The sequence below is a fragment of the Burkholderia sp. L27(2015) genome, assembly GCF_009765705.1.
Taxonomy (GTDB): Bacteria; Pseudomonadota; Gammaproteobacteria; order Burkholderiales; family Burkholderiaceae; genus LMUX01.
This window is the reverse complement of record NZ_LMUX01000016.1, coordinates 1,166,643-1,186,003: the sequence shown is the minus strand read 5'-3', so window position 1 is coordinate 1,186,003 and position 19,361 is coordinate 1,166,643. Positions and strand designations below refer to the sequence as shown.

General features: G+C 60.9%; 18 protein-coding genes. 11 read left to right on the top strand and 7 right to left on the bottom strand.

Annotation, left to right across the window (positions count from 1 at the left end; genetic code table 11):
- Positions 1–47 precede the first annotated feature (47 nt).
- The 3 genes from GSQ77_RS13270 to GSQ77_RS13260 all read left to right on the top strand — a co-directional run bounded on the left by GSQ77_RS13270 (position 48) and on the right by GSQ77_RS13260 (position 3,254).
- Positions 48–1,382: an MFS transporter gene (locus GSQ77_RS13270; RefSeq protein WP_174246437.1), complete on the top strand. Its 1,335-nt coding sequence runs from the start codon at positions 48–50 to the stop codon at positions 1,380–1,382.
- A gap of 18 nt (positions 1,383–1,400) precedes the next feature.
- On the top strand, positions 1,401–2,489 hold the full coding sequence (locus tag GSQ77_RS13265) for an alpha/beta hydrolase (protein ID WP_254067578.1): 1,089 nt from the start codon (positions 1,401–1,403) through the stop codon (positions 2,487–2,489).
- A 120-nt stretch (positions 2,490–2,609) separates the two neighbouring features.
- Positions 2,610–3,254, top strand: coding sequence for a DUF3304 domain-containing protein (locus tag GSQ77_RS13260; RefSeq protein ID WP_158902753.1), 645 nt, complete (start codon positions 2,610–2,612; stop codon positions 3,252–3,254).
- A 105-nt stretch (positions 3,255–3,359) separates the two neighbouring features.
- Here GSQ77_RS13260 and GSQ77_RS13255 read toward each other — a convergent pair whose 3' ends face one another.
- The 3 genes from GSQ77_RS13255 to GSQ77_RS13245 all read right to left on the bottom strand — a co-directional run bounded on the left by GSQ77_RS13255 (position 3,360) and on the right by GSQ77_RS13245 (position 7,367).
- On the bottom strand, positions 3,360–4,790 hold the full coding sequence (locus GSQ77_RS13255; RefSeq protein ID WP_254067616.1) for an NAD(P)-binding domain-containing protein: 1,431 nt from the start codon (positions 4,788–4,790) through the stop codon (positions 3,360–3,362).
- A gap of 61 nt (positions 4,791–4,851) precedes the next feature.
- A complete protein-coding gene (locus tag GSQ77_RS13250) occupies positions 4,852–5,988 on the bottom strand; it encodes a peroxidase-related enzyme (RefSeq protein ID WP_158902749.1) in 1,137 nt (378 codons plus the stop codon).
- 62 nt (positions 5,989–6,050) lie between these two features.
- A complete protein-coding gene (locus GSQ77_RS13245) occupies positions 6,051–7,367 on the bottom strand; it encodes an MFS transporter (RefSeq protein ID WP_158902747.1) in 1,317 nt (438 codons plus the stop codon).
- Positions 7,368–7,563: 196 nt separating this feature from the next.
- On the opposite strand from GSQ77_RS13245, the gene GSQ77_RS13240 reads away from it, so the two are divergent.
- The 4 genes from GSQ77_RS13240 to GSQ77_RS13225 all read left to right on the top strand — a co-directional run bounded on the left by GSQ77_RS13240 (position 7,564) and on the right by GSQ77_RS13225 (position 11,599).
- Positions 7,564–8,502, top strand: coding sequence for a 2-hydroxyacid dehydrogenase (locus GSQ77_RS13240; RefSeq protein ID WP_158902745.1), 939 nt, complete (start codon positions 7,564–7,566; stop codon positions 8,500–8,502).
- A gap of 122 nt (positions 8,503–8,624) precedes the next feature.
- The gene (locus tag GSQ77_RS13235; RefSeq protein WP_158902743.1) at positions 8,625–9,347 is read left to right on the top strand and encodes a GntR family transcriptional regulator; all 723 of its coding nucleotides are present in this window, start codon (positions 8,625–8,627) and stop codon (positions 9,345–9,347) included.
- A gap of 118 nt (positions 9,348–9,465) precedes the next feature.
- Positions 9,466–10,767 carry an MFS transporter gene (locus tag GSQ77_RS13230; protein ID WP_158902741.1) on the top strand — a complete coding sequence of 434 codons (1,302 nt, stop codon included), beginning with the start codon at positions 9,466–9,468 and terminating at the stop codon, positions 10,765–10,767.
- A 1-nt stretch (position 10,768) separates the two neighbouring features.
- Positions 10,769–11,599, top strand: coding sequence for an amidohydrolase (locus tag GSQ77_RS13225; RefSeq protein ID WP_254067577.1), 831 nt, complete (start codon positions 10,769–10,771; stop codon positions 11,597–11,599).
- Positions 11,600–11,653: 54 nt separating this feature from the next.
- Here the strand turns inward: GSQ77_RS13225 and GSQ77_RS13220 are convergent, their stop codons facing one another.
- Positions 11,654–12,034: a carboxymuconolactone decarboxylase family protein gene (locus GSQ77_RS13220; RefSeq protein WP_158902737.1), complete on the bottom strand. Its 381-nt coding sequence runs from the start codon at positions 12,032–12,034 to the stop codon at positions 11,654–11,656.
- A 98-nt stretch (positions 12,035–12,132) separates the two neighbouring features.
- Here GSQ77_RS13220 and GSQ77_RS13215 point away from each other — a divergent pair, with 98 nt between their 5' ends.
- The gene (locus tag GSQ77_RS13215) at positions 12,133–13,050 is read left to right on the top strand and encodes a LysR family transcriptional regulator (RefSeq protein WP_158902735.1); all 918 of its coding nucleotides are present in this window, start codon (positions 12,133–12,135) and stop codon (positions 13,048–13,050) included.
- Here GSQ77_RS13215 and GSQ77_RS13210 read toward each other — a convergent pair.
- Positions 13,047–13,781 carry a FadR/GntR family transcriptional regulator gene (locus GSQ77_RS13210; RefSeq protein WP_158902732.1) on the bottom strand — a complete coding sequence of 245 codons (735 nt, stop codon included), beginning with the start codon at positions 13,779–13,781 and terminating at the stop codon, positions 13,047–13,049. The two genes, GSQ77_RS13215 and GSQ77_RS13210, sit on opposite strands and share 4 nt — an antisense overlap.
- A 142-nt stretch (positions 13,782–13,923) precedes the next feature.
- On the opposite strand from GSQ77_RS13210, the gene GSQ77_RS13205 reads away from it, so the two are divergent.
- From GSQ77_RS13205 to lhpI, 3 genes are all read left to right on the top strand, one after another.
- Positions 13,924–15,045: a branched-chain amino acid ABC transporter substrate-binding protein gene (locus GSQ77_RS13205; RefSeq protein WP_158902729.1), complete on the top strand. Its 1,122-nt coding sequence runs from the start codon at positions 13,924–13,926 to the stop codon at positions 15,043–15,045.
- Positions 15,046–15,208: 163 nt separating this feature from the next.
- Positions 15,209–16,216, top strand: a complete 1,008-nt coding sequence (gene lhpH / locus GSQ77_RS13200; RefSeq protein ID WP_158902727.1) for a trans-3-hydroxy-L-proline dehydratase — start codon at positions 15,209–15,211, stop codon at positions 16,214–16,216.
- A gap of 2 nt (positions 16,217–16,218) precedes the next feature.
- On the top strand, positions 16,219–17,136 hold the full coding sequence (lhpI, locus tag GSQ77_RS13195; RefSeq protein ID WP_254067576.1) for a bifunctional Delta(1)-pyrroline-2-carboxylate/Delta(1)-piperideine-2-carboxylate reductase: 918 nt from the start codon (positions 16,219–16,221) through the stop codon (positions 17,134–17,136).
- A 115-nt stretch (positions 17,137–17,251) separates the two neighbouring features.
- Here the strand turns inward: lhpI and GSQ77_RS13190 are convergent, their stop codons facing one another.
- Positions 17,252–18,472 (bottom strand): CaiB/BaiF CoA-transferase family protein, encoded by a 1,221-nt coding sequence (locus tag GSQ77_RS13190; protein ID WP_254067575.1) that lies wholly within the window; start codon positions 18,470–18,472, stop codon positions 17,252–17,254.
- Between the two features lies 1 nt (position 18,473).
- Positions 18,474–19,256 carry an enoyl-CoA hydratase/isomerase family protein gene (locus tag GSQ77_RS13185; RefSeq protein ID WP_158902724.1) on the bottom strand — a complete coding sequence of 261 codons (783 nt, stop codon included), beginning with the start codon at positions 19,254–19,256 and terminating at the stop codon, positions 18,474–18,476.
- Positions 19,257–19,361: the final 105 nt, after the last annotated feature.

The window sequence follows — 19,361 nt, the reverse complement described above, 5'->3', positions numbered from 1 at the left end:
GCAGCGTCCTCAGTCGCCGGCGGCTACACCGTATGAACCGCACCGACATGGCTAACGCCGAAGCCCAAACCGGCATTACTCGGCTAAGCCCGCAGATGGTGCGCCGCGCGATCCTCGCCTCGGTGCTCGGCAGCGGGCTCGAATGGTTCGATTTTTTGATCTACGGCTATTTCTCGAAGATCATCGCCCAGGTGTTCTTCCCTGCCGACAACAACTTCGTATCGATCACACTCACGCTCGCCACCTTTGCGCTGGGCTTTTTCGTGCGCCCACTGGGCGGTGTGTTGTTCGGCATCTACGCCGACCGCCTCGGGCGACAACGCGCGCTGTCCTTGCTGATCATCGCGATGGCGGCCAGCACGTTGTTGATGGGGCTCGCGCCGGGTTACGCACGCATCGGTATCGCGGCGCCACTGCTAGTGGTGCTGGCCAGGCTGCTGCAGGGACTTTCCGTCGGCGGTCAATTCGCCACGGCATCGGCAATGCTGGTCGAATACGCACCGCCAGGCAAGAAGATGTTCTACGGCAGCTTCAACATGTCGTCGCAAGCGTTCGCCTTGCTGCTCTCCTCGATAGTCGGCTATGTGCTGACCACTCGCCTTACCCACGATCAACTCGTCAGCTGGGGCTGGCGATTGCCGTTCCTGCTCGGCGCGCTGGCGGGGCCGCTGGGCTTCTACATACGCCACCGGGTTGCGGAGTCGCCCGAGTTCGAGCGCTTGCGCAGCCAGACCGGTAAGGCCCCGCAGGTTTCGGTACGGCAATTCTTTCGTGACAATGGCGACGCATCGATCTGTGCGATGGGCGTCATCATCGTCGGCGCTGCGACCAACTATGTCTGGCATTCGTACCTGCCCTTGTTCGTCGAGCGGCAACTGCATTTGCCGCTATCGAGTGCACTGATCGGCACCTTCGCATCGGGCGCGCTGAACCTATTCCTGTTCCCGATTGCAGGCAAGGCGGCTGACCGTTATGGGGCGTATCGACTGTTCTATCCGATCGTGATTGCCTGGATTGTCTGCGCTTACCCACTGTTCTGGTTCGTCGTGTCGCAGCCGACAGTCACGCACCTATTCATCGCGCAGATGGTGGCCACGCTGTTCCTCGCCGCCATGTCGGGCGCGCATCCCGGCATGCTGGCCACCTTGTTCCCGGTACGCAGCCGCTCGACGGGCGTGGCGCTTTCGTACAACATCGCCGTCACGCTGTTCGGGGGCCTCGCGCCGTTGACCATTACCTGGTTGACGCAACTGACCGGCAGCAGCCTGACGCCGGCGTTTTATTTGATTTTTGCCGGCCTGGTTTCGCTGACCATGGTGTTCTTCACAAAATCAGGACGTCTGGCCCAGGATGCGCCTTCGGCGCAGCATTCGCTTAATTGATCACCAAGAGTACTTTGCATGCCCCAGCTTTTCGACCAGGACGACGAACGCGCCCCTAACGAACGCCCCGTCTCGGCCATCGCGCCGCAATACATGACAGTGACAACCCAAGCCGGTAGTGGCTTGTTGCCGCTCTACGCAACAGGCGCCTGGGATGCGCCGCAGTCCCACGTAACACGGGCAGTCGTGCTGCTCCACGGCCGCCTGCGCAACGCCGACGCGTACTTCAACCTCGGGCATCGGGCGCGCGCCGCGGCGGGCCGCGACGCACTCGATACCGTCTTGATCGTGCCGCAATTTCTCGCGAGCGCCGATGTAGAGGCACACCGCTTGCCGCCGCCCACGCTGCATTGGGATTGGGTCGGCTGGATGGGCGGCGATAACGCCGTAGGACCTGCGCCGATCAGTTCGTTCGACGCGCTCGACGCCATCTTACAGACGCTGGCTTCGCGAGAGCGCTTTCCCGCTTTATCCAGCGTGGTGATCGCCGGACACTCGGGTGGCGCGCAAGTCGCGCAGCGCTACGCGGTGGTGACTCGCGGTGAAGCACCGCTGGTCGAGCGCGGTATCGCGGTGCGTTACGTGGTGGCGAATCCGTCGTCGTACGTGTATTTCGACGAAAAGCGACCGGACGCATCGGGTGATTTTGCGGCGCTCGATGAGACGAGTTGTCCGCAGTTCAATCGCTGGAAATATGGATTGGACGACCTGCCGGCCTATGTACGCGCAGGAAACGGCGAGCACTCGGCGGCCGCGCTTGAGTCGGCTTACATGCGGCGCGAGGTAATCACGTTGCTTGGTAGTGAGGACTGCGATCCTTCACATCCCGCACTGGATACCTCATGCGCGGCACGGGCCCAGGGCGAGCATCGGCTAGGGCGCGGCCTCGCTTACATGCGTTACATGCGCTCACGGCACGCCGACGTGCAGCACCGCGCATTCGAAATCGCTGGAGTGGGTCACGATGGCGCTGGGATGTTCGGCTCTGCGCAAGGTATTGCAGCGCTTTTCGGCGCGGGCTATGCCACTCCGGCTGCCCCAGTTGCCCCAGCCGAGCGTGAAATCTCGGCGGAAAAGACCGGCTCCCAATCCAAAGCGAAATTTTAACGTCACCTATTGATTCCGGATTGCTGAATCTTCGCTGTCTAACCTAAAAACAAGAATCGTCCTATAGATGCAGTGAGCCAAGCACGGTACGGTTACGTCGGACTACTCAGGACGACCTTCGTGACCTACCGTACCAACTTGCTCGCCGCGATCCCTTGTTATCTCTGCCTTATCTTCGGTATTTCAGGCTGTCATGAGCAAGCTTCAACGCCGCTCGCCCAGGACGCCGGTCTCGATAACGAACACCCAATGGGTTCCATCGCCTCCAGGCGCCGAGCTCGGAAATCCGCCTCCCATAGCGAGCAGGACTATGACGGGCTGGTACCGGCGAGCGTTCTGGGGTTGAACTACAGTGCGTACTACATCGTCGGATTTTCAGTGACCGATACACACGGGCGCAGCGGTGGCGGTCCGAGCATCCATCCGTCCAAAGGCGGCAGCAAACCCGCCGGCGGTGACGTCGAACAGTGCTGCCTGATGATCCCACAGACATGGACCGCGGGCACCACGGTGACCGTTTCCTGGCAGCGGCGCACCGATCCCCGCGGCCAGGAAGACCCGGCCAGCGATCAATGGTTTACCGCTGTCGCGAAGGTACCTCCACATGGCAGGGATACGTACGGATTTTGGGTTTACTTCCTGGACGGTGACCGCATAAAAGTCCAAGTTGGGGACGGCACCGTGCACGGCAAACCGCTCCCCAACGACGCCTACATTGCACACGGCCTAGCCGATGAAAAATTGAACGGGGCGAGGCACCGGTGAACGAGATCGTATTTCGTCACGACGCCGCCTTCATCTTGATTACATACAACAAGGTCTGCTTCCCACTCACATAGTCCCCACGCTCTTTTACCGCGCCGCGAGCGCTTAAGCCTCCGCAGTCCATTCGTCCCCAAACAACTCGGGTTTCGAGAACGCCTGCAACGCCACATAGTGCGCGTCGCAATCGTCGCCAAACATGCGCGCAATGATCCCCTGCGCCAAACGTTCGGCCCCGATACTCACAGCGGGAATATCACCCGAAAGCTTTCCAAGGCTCGCCATCGCCGAAAAATTGAACGAATGAATACGACTCAGCGCCGGGCACGCCCCCGGCGTCTTCTCGGTGAACTCGAAAGCCGCTCCGAGATAAGGTGAATTCGCCAATTCCTCGTTCGGCTCCGACGCGGGCGCCTCGAACGTATCCTTCCACAGTCGCACGCTGTCGACCACCGACGCCAGTTCCGGCCGCACGCTCAGGTCCGTACGAAAGCCCGTCGCGAAGATCAGAAAGTCCAGCTTGTAACTGCTATGTGGCGTTTCCACCATCAACTCGCCATCGCCTTCGACCACCTTCACCAACGGGCTACTCAGATGAAAATGCGCCTGCGCATGGCGCGACACACGCAACGTGCTGTTACGCGGCGGTGGCGTTTGCGATGTCATCGAATACGTATTGAAGCGCCATTTCCAAGTGTCGGGCAATTCGGTGAAGCCATACGACAGACCTGGACTCCCAATCCCCGTCAGCTTGTTGATACGCGGAATATCGTGCCGACGAATGAACAGATCGAGCCGTGCAGCACCCGCTTCAAGCGCCGCGGCCGCATTGTCCATCGCCGAAGCGCCTGCGCCGACCACGGCCACACGCTTGCCGCACAAAGCGGCGAAATCTATCGTATCGGCCGAATGCGCCCAATAGCGACGGTTCAGCTTTTTGGCGAACTCCGGCACATACTGTTGGCCGCCGCCATCGCGGCCCGTCGCCAACACCACATGCCGCACCAACACGCGCTCTTCGCCCGCAGTGGTGGCAAGCAGCACGTCCAGCATTTCGCCAGCCGGATCAATGCGCTTGACGACGACGTCGTTCTCAATCGACAGGCCCAGCGCACGGCGGTACCAGACCAGATATTCCATCCACTGAGGACGTGGAATTTTGTCCACGGCGCGCCACGCTGCAAGACCAAACTGGGCCTCATACCATGCTCGAAACGTCAGCGCCGGCAAACCCAGGCACGGGCCTGTCAGTTCCTTCGGCGAGCGCAGCGTTTCCATACGAGCAAACGTGATCCAGGGCCCTTCCAAGCCTGCCGGCGCCTGGTCGACAATGCGCATGTTGTCCACGCCCAGCAGTTTCAGCGCGCCAGCAGCGGCAAGTCCGCACATGCCACCACCAACGATCAACACGTCGGTCACCGGCCGGCCCTCCACCTCTCTGCGCGCCGACCACGGCGCCGCCGGCAGACACAACCATTCGAGATCCTGCGCTAGCCGCGCGTCGAGATCGGCGAGCGACGAGAGGCCGGCTTTTCCGATTTCAAGCGGATCGAATCCGGGTGCGTCGAGCTTACCGACGTCGAGTTCCCGCTTATCCAACTCAAGCACGGTCTGCCCCATCCCCACGCGAGGCGCTCTCTTGTCCAGATTTCGCCTGCCGATGAACTGGCTCCCCCAAGGTCTGCATCAACCGATTCGCCCAGCCGAAAATCGCGACCGCATGCGTGAAGTCGAGTATCTCTCCATCGCTCAAACCAACCGCCCTCAAACGCTCCACGTCGGCCGTCGAGAATTCGTTCGCGTATAGCGTGAGGCGCTGCGCATACAGGATCAGTGCTCGATCGGGGTCCGACTCGCCAGCCGACATCGGGTCGGTAAACACCGCGCGCACCAGCTCCGCCCGCTTGCTCAACTGGATGAGTCGTTGCGCATGCACCGATGCGCAATAAGAGCAACCGTTCAACGTCGAGACCACCAGCGCTCCCAGCTCGCGGTCCGCACGGTCCAGGCCTCCAGGCGCATACATGATGGCGTTATAAGCGGCGCTGCGTTGGCGCAAGACATCGGCATCGTGTATCAGCGTCAAGTAATAGGCCGACTTGCGCGCGATCGGACCGCTTTCGTCGAGTATCTCAAGTTGCTCTGGTGTAGCGCTGGCCACATCGACCGGCATCAACCACGAGGCCCAGTCGAGCGAATCGGTGGTAAAGCCATCGTGTCGAACCAGCGCTACCGGCGTATCGAGGGCCACGGGCGATTTCTCTACACCGGCAATGGCCCGCACACCGGCGATCACGCGCGCCTGGAACGCCACATAGCCGATCAATTGCGACAAGGTGACGATGTCTTCCGTGCTCACCCCGGCACTGCGCAACGCATCGAGCGCCGCGCGATCGCAGGTTTCAGGCGCAAGCGTCACGCGCTTCACGTGAGCCGCCACCGCTGCGCGCTGCGCATCGCTCGCCGCCCCGACACGCCCACAGGTATAACGCCTGAGTTCGTCGTCGTAGAACGTCGCCAGATCCGGCTCGCCTGTGAGCGTGGCCACTTGCGTCGCACTCGTCAGCCGCAGCGCGATGTCCATGACGGTGGACGAGTCGACAAAAATCGCGTCGTACGCGGTCTGGATAAAACCCGAAATCTTCACGCGGTGCTGGCGTATCGTTTGTGCGGCAACAGGATCGGTGGGTATCGCCACGCGATCGATTACGTCGAATACGGTCTGGGAGATCGTCAAAGTAAGCCTCTCTTACGGTTTGTTCTGAATGCCCGACGCGGCATGCGGGCAACGGTATAGGTTCAAGGTTTCGCGGTGTCCAGTGCGTCGCCCACGCGCGCATAAGCGCTCTCGCGCGGCATGCAGATCACGGCGATGAATCCCAGGCTCAGCCCTATCATGACGTAGTACACCGGCGCCAGCGGCGAACCCGTCAGCTTGATCAGCCACGTCACGAAGAACTGCGCGAAGCCGCCGAACACCAGCACGGCGACGTTGTTCACGATCCCCAGCGCGGTGGAGCGCACGCGTACCGGGAACATCTCCGCCAGCACCGTGCAATACACACCGAGGAAAAATGCGCTGAGCACACCCGCCACCAGTTGCGTGACCAGCAGCTTCTCGATCGATGGCGCGCCGGTCACCCACGTGTACAACGGGTACAGAACCACCAGATATCCGCCCAGCGAAACCAGCAGCAGTTTCTTGCGATCGTAGTGATCGGAGGCGATGCCGGCGAGCGGCACCACGATCAGCATCGCGATAGCCGCGATCATCTGCACCATGAAACTGTCGTGCAAAGGCAGCTTGAGCACTTGTTTAGCGTAAGTCACGGTGTAGCCGAACGTCACGTAGAACGATACGGCGCTTGCCACCACCATCCCCATGCCGATCAGGTATTTGAAACCAGGCTGCCGCAACTCCGCACCCATCTGCCGCACGCGCGAACCGAGCTTGGTGCGCACGCTCACGAACGCGTCCGACTCCATCAGGTTGCTACGCATATACAAGGTGATCGGCACGATCACCAAACCGACCGCAAACGGAATACGCCATGCGCCGGCCGCCAGTTGCTCGGGCGTGAATAGGTCGGTGAGCAGCAAGCCCAGGCTTGCGCCAAGGATCTGCGCGCCGAGTTGGCCCGTGATTTGCCATGAGCCGAAGAAGCCGCTTTTGCCAGGAGGAGCGAGCTCGATCAGGAAAGACGTGGAGGTGCCGAACTCGCCGCCTACCGAAAACCCCTGCAGCAGCCGCGCAACCAACACCGTAAGCGGCGCGAAAATACCCGCGGTCTGATAGGTCGGCGCAAACGTGAGTAGCAACGCCGAGAGGCCCATGATGGACATACCCAGCGTCATGGCCGCCTTGCGGCCCTTGCGATCCCCGTACAAGCCAAGCACCACGCCGCCGACCGGGCGCATGAAAAACCCGGTGCCGAACAGCGCCGTCGTCAACAGGATCGCGTTCAATTCGCTGCCCGGCAACGCCGGATCGACAGGGAAGAATAATTTACTGATCACCGGCGTCATGAAAGCAAAAATCATGAAGTCATACCATTCCATGGAATTACCCAGAACGGCAGCGATGGCGCTACGCTTGGTGCTCGATGTCGGTTGCATGCGGCAACTCCGTGATCGGTGTGGGTAGAAAAGGACGCGCCGGGCGGGTAATTATCGCCCGGATGGCTGCGTCGCCGCTATTTAGCGTGCTTAAATAAGGGTAAATCTAGGGGTAAATCCGGCAAACATTCGATCACGCAAGCTATCCACGCGCGGTTCGGTGCGCGTCTGTGCGTGTTCTCTTTAGGGCAATCTGATGAAACATGGTCTTCTCGTGCTTGTGGAGCAAACCCCAGAGCATCTGGCAATGATAGAGGCGGCAGGTTTCGCGCTGCGTCTGGCGATCACCGCACAGCAACGCGAAGCGATCCTCGCCACGCAAGCGCCTGAAATCCAGGCCGTCTTCACCAACGGTTCGACTGGCTTGCGTGCCGACATGATCGCAGCACTGCCCAATCTGGAGATCGTCTGCGCTCAAGGTGTCGGCTACGATCAGGTCGATCTCGATGCGACACGCGCGCGTGGCATTGCTGCAACCCACGGGCCCGGCACCAACGACTCGTCTGTGGCCGATCATGCGCTGGCGCTGCTGCTTGCGGCGGCAAGACATGTACCGCAATCCGACGCCGCTGTTCGCCGCGGCGACTGGTCACGCGAGGAGCGCCCGTCCGTGTCGGGGAAAAAACTGGGCATTCTCGGCATGGGCCGCATTGGCCAGGGCATCGCCCGCCGCGCTGTCGGCGGCTTCGACATGCAGATCGGCTATGTCAGCAGGCATCCTCATGACATCGAGCACTATCGCTATTTCGACGACCCGGTAGCACTGGCCGCATGGTGCGATTTCCTGGTGGTCGCGGTACCCGGCGGCGCGGCCACCCGCCACATGGTCGGTGCCGCAGTGCTCCATGCGCTCGGCGAGCAAGGCTTTCTGATCAACATCGCTCGCGGCAGCGTGGTGGACACTGGTGCGCTCATCGAAGCACTCGCGCACCATCGCATCGCGGGAGCGGCGCTCGACGTGGTCGAAGGCGAACCGAATGTGCCGGCCGCCCTCCTGCAATTGGACAACGTGATCCTGACCCCGCATGTGGCGGGACGTTCCCCCGAAGCGGTCGACGCGATGGTGCGTTTGGTGCTGGACAACCTGCACGCGCATTTCTCGGGTCAGCCCTTGTTGACCCCCATTCCGCTATAGGACGCAGGGCCGGATCTGGCCGTGCTCGGAGTCGCCGGCCACAGAATTAAGGGTAAACGCGGGAGGCGCAAAACATACATACATGCAAACATGTGTATGAATTCACCTCGCTGAGCCCTTTCATGCCCCTCGATAGCCGACTCCCTCGATACCATCAGTTGCGCGACGAACTCCTCGCGCTAATCGCGACGCGCCATTGGCGGCCCGGCGAAGCGATTCCTACCGAACAGGAATTGGCACGCAGCTATAGCGTCGCCGTGGGCACCGTGCGCAAAGCGGTCGATCTGCTGGTAGCCGAAGGCATGCTGGAACGTTTTCAGGGGCGCGGCACCTTCGTGCGCCGAGCCAGCTTCGATGGCTCATTATTCCGGTTTTTCCGCTTCCAGAGCCTGACCGGCGAGCGACGCATTCCGCAAAGCCGCATCCTCAAGCGTGACGTAATCGAGGCGCCATCGGCGGTGTCGACCATCCTGCAGATCGCGCCGAACGCGTCGGTGATCCGGATGTCGCGCCTGCGGATGATCGAAGACAACCCCGTACTCGCCGAGGAAATCTGGCTGCCCGCCGATCGCTTTGCGGCCTTCGCTCAAATGGAGATCGAAGACATCGGCGATCTGTTGTACCCCGTGTATGAAGCGCAGTGCAATGAAGTCGTGGCATCGGCCACCGAAACGCTGACGGTCGAAACGGTCAGCCCGATGCACGCGCGCATGTTGCGCATTGCACCGGCCACGCCGGTCGTCATCATCGAGCGCCTCGCGTTCGGCTACGACAGGCGTCCATTGGAATGGCGGCGCTCGCGCGGCCCCGCCAGCGAATTCATCTACCAGGCTGAAATTCGCTAGACCGACATGTGCTCAACGACGGGCACCACTCAACACCACTAAAAACATCGCCCGGCCGCACGTTCCATCAGGCACTACCCAAGGTTCACGCGGCCCGGGTCAGATCAGGAGACAAGCAATGAGCTGGTTCAAGGATATTTCTCCCAACGAGCGACGCACGTTCTGGGCATGCTTCGGCGGTTGGGCACTCGATGCGCTCGACGTACAGATGTTCAGTCTGGTGATTCCGGCCATCATCGCCGAGTGGGCCATCACCCGGACCCAAGCGGGTTTGGTCGGTGGCGCGACGCTTGTGGCTTCGGCTATCGGCGGCTGGGTGGCCGGCGTGCTCGCTGACCGGATCGGACGCGTCAAGACGCTGCAGTTGACGGTGGCGTTCTTCGCCGTGTTCACGTTCTTATGCGCGTTCGCACAAAATTACCCCGAGTTCCTGATCTTGAAGAGCTTGCAAGGTCTGGGCTTCGGCGGCGAGTGGGCAGCCGGTGCCGTGCTGATGGCCGAGACGATACGACCTGAGCATCGCGGCAAGGCAATGGGCACCGTGCAAAGCGCCTGGGCCGTCGGCTGGGCCGCCGCCGTGTTGCTGTATTCGCTGATGTTCTCGGTGATGCCGGTGACAACCGCGTGGCGCGTGATGTTCGGCATCGGCATCCTGCCGGCTTTGCTGATCCTCTATGTGCGCCGTGGTGTGCAGGAACCCGCCGCGCCGGTTGTCGTGGCAAGCAAGACAGTGGCTGAAACGGGCACCGCGGCCGATGCGTTGGCGAAAGTGCCGGTGCTCGGTATCTTCTCCCCGCAAGTGCTGCGCATGACGCTCACCGGCGCCTTGCTCGGCGTCGGCGCGCACGGCGGTTACTACGCGCTGACCACGTGGTTACCCACCTATTTGAAGACGGAGCGCCACCTCTCGGTGCTCGGTACCGGCGGCTACTTGGCCGTGATCATCGCCGCGTTTTTTTGCGGCTGCATCGCCGCCGCGTATCTGCTCGACCGCATCGGCCGACGCGGCACCATATTGCTGTTCGCGATCAGTTGTGTCGTGATGGTGTTGATGTATGTATTCCTGCCGCTGAGCAACACCGAGATGCTGGTGCTGGGCTTTCCGTTGGGCTTTTTCGCGGCGGGCATTCCAGCCAGCATGGGCGCGTTGTTCAACGAGCTTTATCCGCGCGGCATGCGCGGCACAGGCGTGGGCTTTTGCTATAACTTTGGGCGCGTGGTGTCGGCAGGCTTTCCGGTGCTGGTCGGACACATGTCCACCAATATGTCGCTAGGCGCGGCAATCGGTATCGACGCGGCCATCGCCTACTCGATCGTTGTGGTCGCGGTGCTGATGTTGCCTGAAACGCGCGGCCGCTCTTTGAGCGAGACACTGCCCCAGCGCGACACCACTCTCACGACCAGCGGAGCACGTGGCTAAAGTGGAGACTCCGATTGCAACGGCGATCGCCGCCATAGACACGCACGCGCACGTGTTTGCACAAGGCCTGCCCCTGGCCGCCCAACGTCGCTACGCCCCGCAATACGACGCAACGCTGCCGCACTATCTCGCACAACTGGACGCGCACGCAATATCGCATGGCGTGCTCGTGCAACCGAGCTTCCTCGGTACCGACTGCAGCTATTTGCTGGCGGCGCTCGCGCGGGAACCGCAGCGGCTGCGCGGCGTCGCGGTGATCGACCCCGCAGCCGACTGCGCAAAACTCGACGCATTGCAGCATGTGGGCGTGGTGGGCATCCGCCTGAACCTGTTCGATCTGCCGAATCCCGACTTCACGCGTGCCGACTGGCAGCAAACGCTTGCAGCAATCGCTAGGCTCGATTGGCACGTCGAAGTGCATGTCGAGGCGCGACGACTCGAAGACGTGGTGCCGCCGTTGCTCGATAAGGGCATCAACGTCGTGATCGATCACTTTGGTCGGCCCGATCCGGCGCTGGGCATCGCGGACCCGGGCTTCCACTATCTTCTGACGCTGGGCGTCACGCGCCATGTGTGGGTCAAGCTCTCCGGCGCCTATCGGATCGGCCACGGCGCCCACGGCGAAGTCACGGCGATCGCAGCGGTCCCGCTGCTGAAGGCGGCGTTTGGGACCGACCGGCTGGTGTGGGGCAGCGACTGGCCACATACGCAATTCGAGCAAGCCCAGGACTACGCACGGGCAGTGACACTGCTGCGCGCGTTGTTGCCGGATCCTCAAGAACGCCGGGCCGTGCTGGTCGATACGGCGGCGGCGTTGTTCAAATTTGTATGAACGTGCGAGGAATGGCTGGCATAGACCAGTCGTTCTTCAGAAGCGCTGTCTAGACTATTGCGCGTCGCATACTGCGAATACCTCCTTCGCGGCGAACAAACCATTCAACGCTGCGGGAAAGCCTGCGTAAACTGCCATTTGCATAAGCAATTCGACAATCTCCTGCCGAGAGCATCCGACATTCAACGCGCCCTGTATATGCACCTTCAGTTGCGGCGTCGCGTTGCCTAGGGCGGTGAGTGCCGCTATCACGGAAAATTCCCGGGTCTTCAAATCGAGGCCAGGCCGCGAGTAAATATCGCCGAAAGGAAATTCAATCAGGTACTGCGCAAAATCGGGAGCGATATCGCGCAGGCTCTCTACGACCTTTTCGCCCCCCTCTCCATCGATCTCCCGCAATTTTTCCAAACCTCGTCGAAAGCGTTCGTTGTTCATTTCAGACTCCATTCTGCGTTGCGCTTGAATTAGCGTTCTCGCATCTTCCGCGCCGTCTGAAACGATTTCCAATACCTTATATGTGATACCTTTTCGGTATGACCACGTCCATCGATCTCAGGCAGCTTCGTTACTTCCTTGCCGTCAGCGAGGAGCTCAGCTTTGGGCGAGCGGCGGCACGCCTACACATTTCGCAGCCCCCTTTGAGTCGGCAAATTCGTCAGTTGGAAGACATCCTCGGCGTCGAGCTGTTTCTGCGTAGCAAAGCGGGGGTGATGCTGAGCGCGGCTGGCACGGCGTTTTTGCCGGAGGTCAGGCGTACGCTTGCACAAGCGCAGAAGGCGGTCGCCGTGGCCAGGGCTTGCAGGGATTCCGACGGCGGCCAATTCGTCGTGGGCTATACGACGGTATTCGACCGAAGCGCTTTTCCCGATATTTTCGATGAGCTGCGTCGTCGCTTCCCAAGCTGGCGAATTGCCGTCAAAGGCAAGCATTCGATCAACCTGGTTCGAGAGATTAAAAATGGCGCGATGGACGCGGCTTTTGTCGGTCTGCACACGGAAGTCAAAGGTCTGGCTACCGAGACCTTGCGCGAGGAGCCTTTCGTCGTCGCACTACCCGCAGGTCATCGCCTGGCCAGAAAACGGCGCATCGGTTTCGACGATCTAAAGGACGAACCGTTCTTCTGGTTCGAACGACGGCTCAATCCTGGTTTTTACGACTATTGTCTAGCGTTTTTCGAGCAGATAGGATTTCAGCCGAACGTCGTGCCTGAACCGGCAGACCATCACATATTGCTGGGATTGGTTTCGCAAGGACAAGGCGTCGCACTGATCCCTGCCTCCTTGACGGCGGTCAAGCGCAGCGGCGTTGCCTTTCGCGCGCTGAAGGCCGAATCCAGGACTCTGGCTATGGGTATCGCAGTGGTCTATTCCGAACGTAACCCATCCCCGGTACTCTCTACCTTCCTGGCACTTGCACGCGCAAGTGCACGTACAATCGCCCGCGAGCCCTAGGTGAGATCTCTCGACACGCGCTTGATGTGCTGCTCCACATAGAACGCTGCCGCATCGGCGTCGCCGTTGACGACCGCCTCATAGATCAAGCGATGCTCCGCCACATACAACCTGATGCGCCCCGCTTCATAGATCGCCTCATCCTTGAGCCGCCGCCACAGCGGTTGGTCCATGGTCTTCGCCACCTCGTCGGCAATCTTGACCATCAACCCGTCGCCGGTCATCACGGCCAGTTGACGATGGAACAGCCGGTCGCTGGTGTTCCATAAGTCCCGCTGCGCCAAATCGTCGATGTCGTGCACGCTTTCCATCTGCGTGAGGTATTGCTCCGCAAGACGATCGCGCTGCGCCCTGACTGCCGCGCGGCGCACGATCGCCGGCTCCAGCACCAAGCGCACCTCCAGGGTCGACATGGGACTGAAGTCCGCCACCCGCGGCGTGCTCGATGGCGTCGAACGTGCGTGCGAGAGCAGATCGAGCGCATTGGCGCACACGAACGTGCCCGAGTTGCGCTTTGTGACGACCAGCCCCTCGTTTTGCAACGCCCCTATGGCTTCTCGAACCGCCGGCCGGCCTACCCCGAACAACCCCGCCAGATCGCGCTCGGACGGCAGGCGCGACTCGGCCGCGAATCGGCCGCTCTGGATCTCGGCACGGATTCTTTCGGAAACCTGCTCATAGATTTGCTGCGGCCGAAACGAGTTATCGAGCTCGACAAAACTGGATCCCATGGCTTGCCCTTTTGCTTGGCTTTTGCATGTACTGGTTTTCCATTAAACCAATTGCCGCAATATTTTAAATAATTGTTGCACACGAAAACGATATTGGTCTACATTTGGCACCACTATAGTTCACCCACCCAGGAGTTCCATGATGAGCAAGGTAGTCACTGGTTTTGTAGTCGCCTTGGCGGCTTCGGCGTTTGCCACTGCAAACGCGCAAGAAGTAGTTTCTATCGGCCACTCGGCTCCCCTGACCGGACCGCAATCGGCAAACGGTAAAGACAATGAAAATGGCGCCCGGCTCGCCATCGAAGACCTGAACAAAAAGGGCGTTGTGGTCGCCGGCAAGAAAGTGACCTTCAAACTGGATTCGGAAGACGACCAGGCCGACCCGAAGGTCGGTGTGCAAGTCGCGCAAAAGCTGGCCGATGCCAAGACGGTCGCCGTGCTTGGGCCCTATAACTCCGGCGTGGCCATTCCGGCATCGCGCGTCTACAACGCGGCGGGCATCCCGATGCTGCCGGTGGCGTCCAACCCGACGCTGACGCAACAAGGCTTCAACAATATCTTCCGTATCGGCGCGAGCGATGTGCAGCTCGGCGGCACGATGGCCGAATTTGCCGTGGGTACGCTGCACGCCAAGACGGCCGCGATCATCGATGACCGCACCGCTTATGGACAAGGCGTTGCGGCGGAGTTCGCGCGCGTGGCCAAAGAGCGTGGCCTGAAGGTCGTCGAGAGCGAGTTCACGAATTCGACCGCTACCGATTTCCTGGCCATCTTGACCACGATCAAATCGAAAAATCCCGACGTGATCTTCTTCGGTGGCTATGCCGCACAGGGCGCACCGATGGCCAAGCAGATGAAAGAGCGCGGCGTGAGAGCGAAACTGCTCGGTGGCGACGGCATCTGTTCGGCCGACATGGGGCATGTGGCGGGCGACGCTGCATCGATCGTGTACTGCGCACAAGGTGGCGTGGCGCTGGAAAAGACTGCGGCCGGACGCGAGTTCCTGCAGCGCTATAAAGCGACTTATCACACCGACCCGCAAGTGTATGGCGTGAACTACTACGACGGCATGATGTTGTTGGCGGACGCCATGGTCAAAGCCGGCACCACCACCGATAGCGCCAAGCTCATTGCGCAACTCGCCAAAACCAGCTACAAGGGCATCGCGGGAACCTATTCATTTGACGCGCATGGCGACCTCAAAGGTGCACCGACTTCGGTCTACGTGATCAAGAATGGTTTGCCCACGCCTTATGGAGAGTGACTCGGGCGAGTGATTTTGGCAACTGCGCTGGCAACCACGTCGGCAACCGTGTCAGTAACTGAGTAGGCCACTGCGCCGGCGACAGCGCAGCTAACAGCACAAGCAATACCGTTGCCAACAGCCAGCCGGCAACGGAAAGTTTCAAGCATCAATCGGAGTAGGAATGAAGATCACCAAGGCGATTAGTACCGTCGAGGTTCACACCGGTGGCGAGGCATTTCGCATTGTCACCAGCGGCCTGCCCCGCATGCCGGGCAAAACGATCGTCGAACGGCGTGCGTGGCTGAGGGAAAACGCGGACGACATCAGACGAGCATTGATGTTCGAACCGCGTGGCCACGCCGACATGTACGGCGGCTACCTGACCGAACCGGTGAGCGAAACCGCCGATTTCGGCGTGATCTTCGTACACAATGAGGGATACAGCGACCATTGCGGCCACGGCGTGATCGGGCTCGCAACGGCCGCTGTCGAACTCGGTTGGGTGCCCCGCACCTCCCCGGAAACTCGCGTAGGCATCGATGCACCGTGTGGCTTCATCGAGGCGTTTGTCAAATGGGACGGTGACCACGCCGGCAACGTCCGCTTCGTGAATGTGCCTTCCTTCATCTGGAAACGCGACGTGACAGTGCACACGCCATCGTTTGGCAGCGTGACCGGCGACATCGCCTTCGGTGGCGCATTTTACTTTTATACCGACGGCGCACCGCACAACCTGCCGGTGCGCGAATCGTCGATCGAACAGTTGATCCGCTTCGGCGCCGAAGTGAAGATCGCCGCGAACGACGCCTTCAAGGTCGTACATCCGGAAATCCCCGAGATCAATCATATCTACGGGACGATCATTGCCAATGCACCGCGTCACCCTGGTTCCACGCAGGCTAACTGCTGCGTGTTCGCAGACCGCGAGGTCGATCGATCGCCGACCGGATCCGGCACCGCCGGTCGCGTGGCGCAGCTCTACCTACGCGGCGAACTCGGCCGCGACGAGACGCTAGTCAACGAGTCCGTGATCGGCACGATCTTCAAAGGCCGCGTGCTGAAAGAAGTGAAGCTCGGCGAATTCGATGCGGTCATTCCTGAGGTTGAAGGAAACGCCTATATTTGCGGCTTTGGAAATTGGATCATCGACGAGCGTGACCCACTGACATATGGCTTCTTAGTGAGGTAAGTGTGACCAAGATTTACAACGAGCAAGAGACCATTGCGCTCTTGCCGTATAGACAGCTTGTAGCCAATCTGAAAACAACGGTTCTGGACTATACCGCCGGACGTATCGTCAGCCCGGAACGGCTCGTGGTGCCGTTACAGGGCGGTGCCGTCATGTTGTCGATGCCCGCGAGCGCGCAGGATATCGCGATCCATAAGCTCGTCAATGTGTGCCCGGGCAATAAGGCGCTGGGTTTGCCGACCATACATGGACAAGTCATGGCCTGTGACCCGGTGACCGGCGAGATGCTTTTCGTGCTCGACGGGCCCACCGTGACCGGCCGCAGGACGGCGGCCATAACGGCGCTAGGCATCCAGACCTTGTGGCCCACGTCACCCAAAGCGATGCTGCTGATCGGCACCGGTAAGCAGGCTGTCAATCACGCAGAAGTTCTGGCTGAGCTATTTCCCGCGGCGATCTTGTATGTACAGGGCTCGACGCCCAGCAGCGCGGCGGCGTTCTGTGAGCGCAATCGCGCGGCAGCACCGAATCTGCGCCCGGTACCCGTAAGCGGCACGCCGGACGATGTCGAAGTCGTCGTTACGCTCACGACCAGTAAAACCCCGGTGTACAAAGAGCCGCCGAGTACTGCGCGGCTCGTGATCGGTGTTGGCGCCTTCACGCCCGACGCGGCCGAGATTGCGGCGGACATCGTGCTGGCAAGTACGGTATTTGTCGACGATCCGCTCGGGGCGAAGCATGAGGCCGGCGACTTGATCCAGGCCAAGATGGATTGGGCGAATGTGGGATCGCTGGCACATGCTATTGAGCACCCTGTGCCAGTGCACAAACCCCTGCTATTCAAAAGCGTGGGATGCGCGGCGTGGGATCTGGCTGCCTGCCGAGTCGCGCGCGATATTCGCTCCTCCGGCTCCCGGTAGGCTAGATAAGCGCGGCAGAACGGCGCAGCGGTAATGGGGGCAGCCGCGGCGACGGTGTCATCACCGGCCACCCGCCAGGCCACCGCTACCGCTACCGCTACCGCTAGCGCCATCGCTATTCGACCGCAACCGCCTCCAAGATCGCGCCCTCGTCCCGCAACTGACGGATACGCGCGTCGGTAAACCCATACTCATGCAGCACGTCCTCCGTATGCTCGCCCAATAACGGCGCTGGCAAGGACTCCTGAGTGCGGCCGTCGGAAAAATGAATCGGCAACCCGAGCCCTCGCACGCGCCCCAGCGTGGAATGTTCGGTCTCGACTATCATTCCACGCGCAACGGTCTGCTCATGGGCCACAGCTTCCGGCACTTCGAGCACGGGCCCTGAAGGCAGTCCGATCGCGTCGAATGTCGCAAGCCATTCGGCAGTCGTGCGCTCGATCAGTCGCGCTGTCAGGATCTCGACCAGCGCACCGCGATACTTCATGCGCCCGGCGTTAGTCTGGAACCGCTCGTCGGCAGCCAGACCGGGAATCTCCAGCACCCCGACCAGCCGGTCGTAATTGCTCTGGTTCGCCGCACCAATATTCACCCAGCCATCACGCGTGCGAAATGCCTGGTACGGCGAGCTGGTCGGATTGGCCGACCCCGCCTTGGGCAGCACGGTACCATCGGCGAAATAATTCGCGAATGCCCAGTACATCTGCTGCAAGCCCGCTTCGAACAAAGACGTATCGACCATCTGACCGAGGCCGGTCTTTTGCTTGCCCGCGTAGGCCGCGCAAATACCCAGCGCGGCAAGGATGCCCGCGTTGATGTCTGTTACGGGCGACCCCGCCTTGATCGGTGCCTGCCCCGGTTCGCCGGTCATGCTCATCAAGCCGCTCATGCCCTGCGCGATCAGGTCGAAGCCGCCTTTGTCCGCCATCGGACCACTGCGCCCATAACCGGAAATCGCGCAATAAATCAAACCGGGGTTGGCCGCTTTGAGCACCTCGTAGCCCATGCCCAGCTTTTCCATCGTGCCACCCCGATAGTTCTCGGTCACCACGTCTGCGGTGGCGAGCATTTTGCGCAATACCTCGCGGCCGCCGTCGGTCTTGAGGTTCAGCCCGATCCCGCGCTTGTTGCGATTGACGATCATGAACGAGGCCGATTCGCCGCCGGGCAGGATGGGCGCAAAGCGCCGGCAATCATCGCCGCCCGGGATCTTTTCCACCTTGATGACATCTGCGCCCATGTCGGCGAGCATCATGCCGCAGATCGGGCCGGACATGATGTGCGCGAGTTCGATCACGCGCATCCCGCTCAAAGGTCCGTTTCCATTGGTACTCATCTCAACGCCCCTTGAAGTTCGGTTTGACCTTCTCGAGAAAGGCCTGGTAGCCCGTGCGAAAATCTTCGGTACCGAAACAGGCGAAGTCCTGCTCGTGCTCCGCTTCGCTCAATGGCGCCGGGTTCATCACGCGCTGGACAAACTGCTTGTGCCAACGCGCGACCAGCGGCGCGCCATCCGCGATGCGCGTGGCCGTTGCGAGCGCTTCGGCACTCACCTCGCCATCGGGCACCACGCGTGTGACCAGGCGCTTGCTCAATGCTTCCTGCGCATCGAAGATCCGCCCTTCGAGCAGTATTTCCAGCGCCACTGCAGGCCCCGCGAGGCGCACCAACCCTTCCAGTTCGGCGTGCGCCATGACCAAGCCCAGGTTCTTGATCGGCACGCCAAAGCGGCTCGACTCCCCGCAGATGCGCAGGTCGCACATCGCGGCGATCTCAAGCCCTCCGCCTACGCAGATACCATGAATCATCGCGACGATGGGATGCCGACAACGCTTGAGCGCATCGAGCGTGCGGTGCATGACCGCACCGTATGCGCGTGCCTGCTCGACATTTGAGCGGTCGGTTTGGAATTCCGCAATGTCGTTGCCTGGCGAGAACGCTTTCTCGCCCGCGCCGCGCAGCACGATGCAGCGCACCGTGTCGTCGGCGGAGAGTGCCTCGATGGTCTCGCCAAGCGAGCGCCACAATGGCTTGGTCATCGCGTTCAGCTTGGCCGGCCGATCGATGATGACGGTGGCGATCGACGCGTCGCGTTCGACCACGATGGAGGGTTCGCTCACGTTGTCTCCTGAGGCTTGTAGGGTTGGTAGCGTTGTTTGTGTCACTACCGTTTTGCCACTGCCATGTTGCAGCTGTCGTTCGCCTCTCTTCCAGCACTGCTATGC

Excerpts from the sequence above, each read along its gene's own strand:
- GSQ77_RS13270 (WP_174246437.1), top strand. The coding sequence starts at position 48 with ATGGCTAACGCCGAAGCCCAAACCGGCATTACTCGGCTAAGCCCGCAG.
- GSQ77_RS13265 (WP_254067578.1), top strand. The coding sequence starts at position 1,401 with ATGCCCCAGCTTTTCGACCAGGACGACGAACGCGCCCCTAACGAACGC.
- GSQ77_RS13245 (WP_158902747.1), bottom strand. The coding sequence starts at position 7,367 with ATGCAACCGACATCGAGCACCAAGCGTAGCGCCATCGCTGCCGTTCTG.
- GSQ77_RS13240 (WP_158902745.1), top strand. The coding sequence starts at position 7,564 with ATGAAACATGGTCTTCTCGTGCTTGTGGAGCAAACCCCAGAGCATCTG.
- GSQ77_RS13235 (WP_158902743.1), top strand. The coding sequence starts at position 8,625 with ATGCCCCTCGATAGCCGACTCCCTCGATACCATCAGTTGCGCGACGAA.
- GSQ77_RS13230 (WP_158902741.1), top strand. The coding sequence starts at position 9,466 with ATGAGCTGGTTCAAGGATATTTCTCCCAACGAGCGACGCACGTTCTGG.
- GSQ77_RS13220 (WP_158902737.1), bottom strand. The coding sequence starts at position 12,034 with ATGAACAACGAACGCTTTCGACGAGGTTTGGAAAAATTGCGGGAGATC.
- GSQ77_RS13215 (WP_158902735.1), top strand. The coding sequence starts at position 12,133 with ATGACCACGTCCATCGATCTCAGGCAGCTTCGTTACTTCCTTGCCGTC.
- GSQ77_RS13210 (WP_158902732.1), bottom strand. The coding sequence starts at position 13,781 with ATGGGATCCAGTTTTGTCGAGCTCGATAACTCGTTTCGGCCGCAGCAA.
- GSQ77_RS13205 (WP_158902729.1), top strand. The coding sequence starts at position 13,924 with ATGAGCAAGGTAGTCACTGGTTTTGTAGTCGCCTTGGCGGCTTCGGCG.
- lhpH (WP_158902727.1), top strand. The coding sequence starts at position 15,209 with ATGAAGATCACCAAGGCGATTAGTACCGTCGAGGTTCACACCGGTGGC.
- GSQ77_RS13190 (WP_254067575.1), bottom strand. The coding sequence starts at position 18,472 with ATGAGTACCAATGGAAACGGACCTTTGAGCGGGATGCGCGTGATCGAA.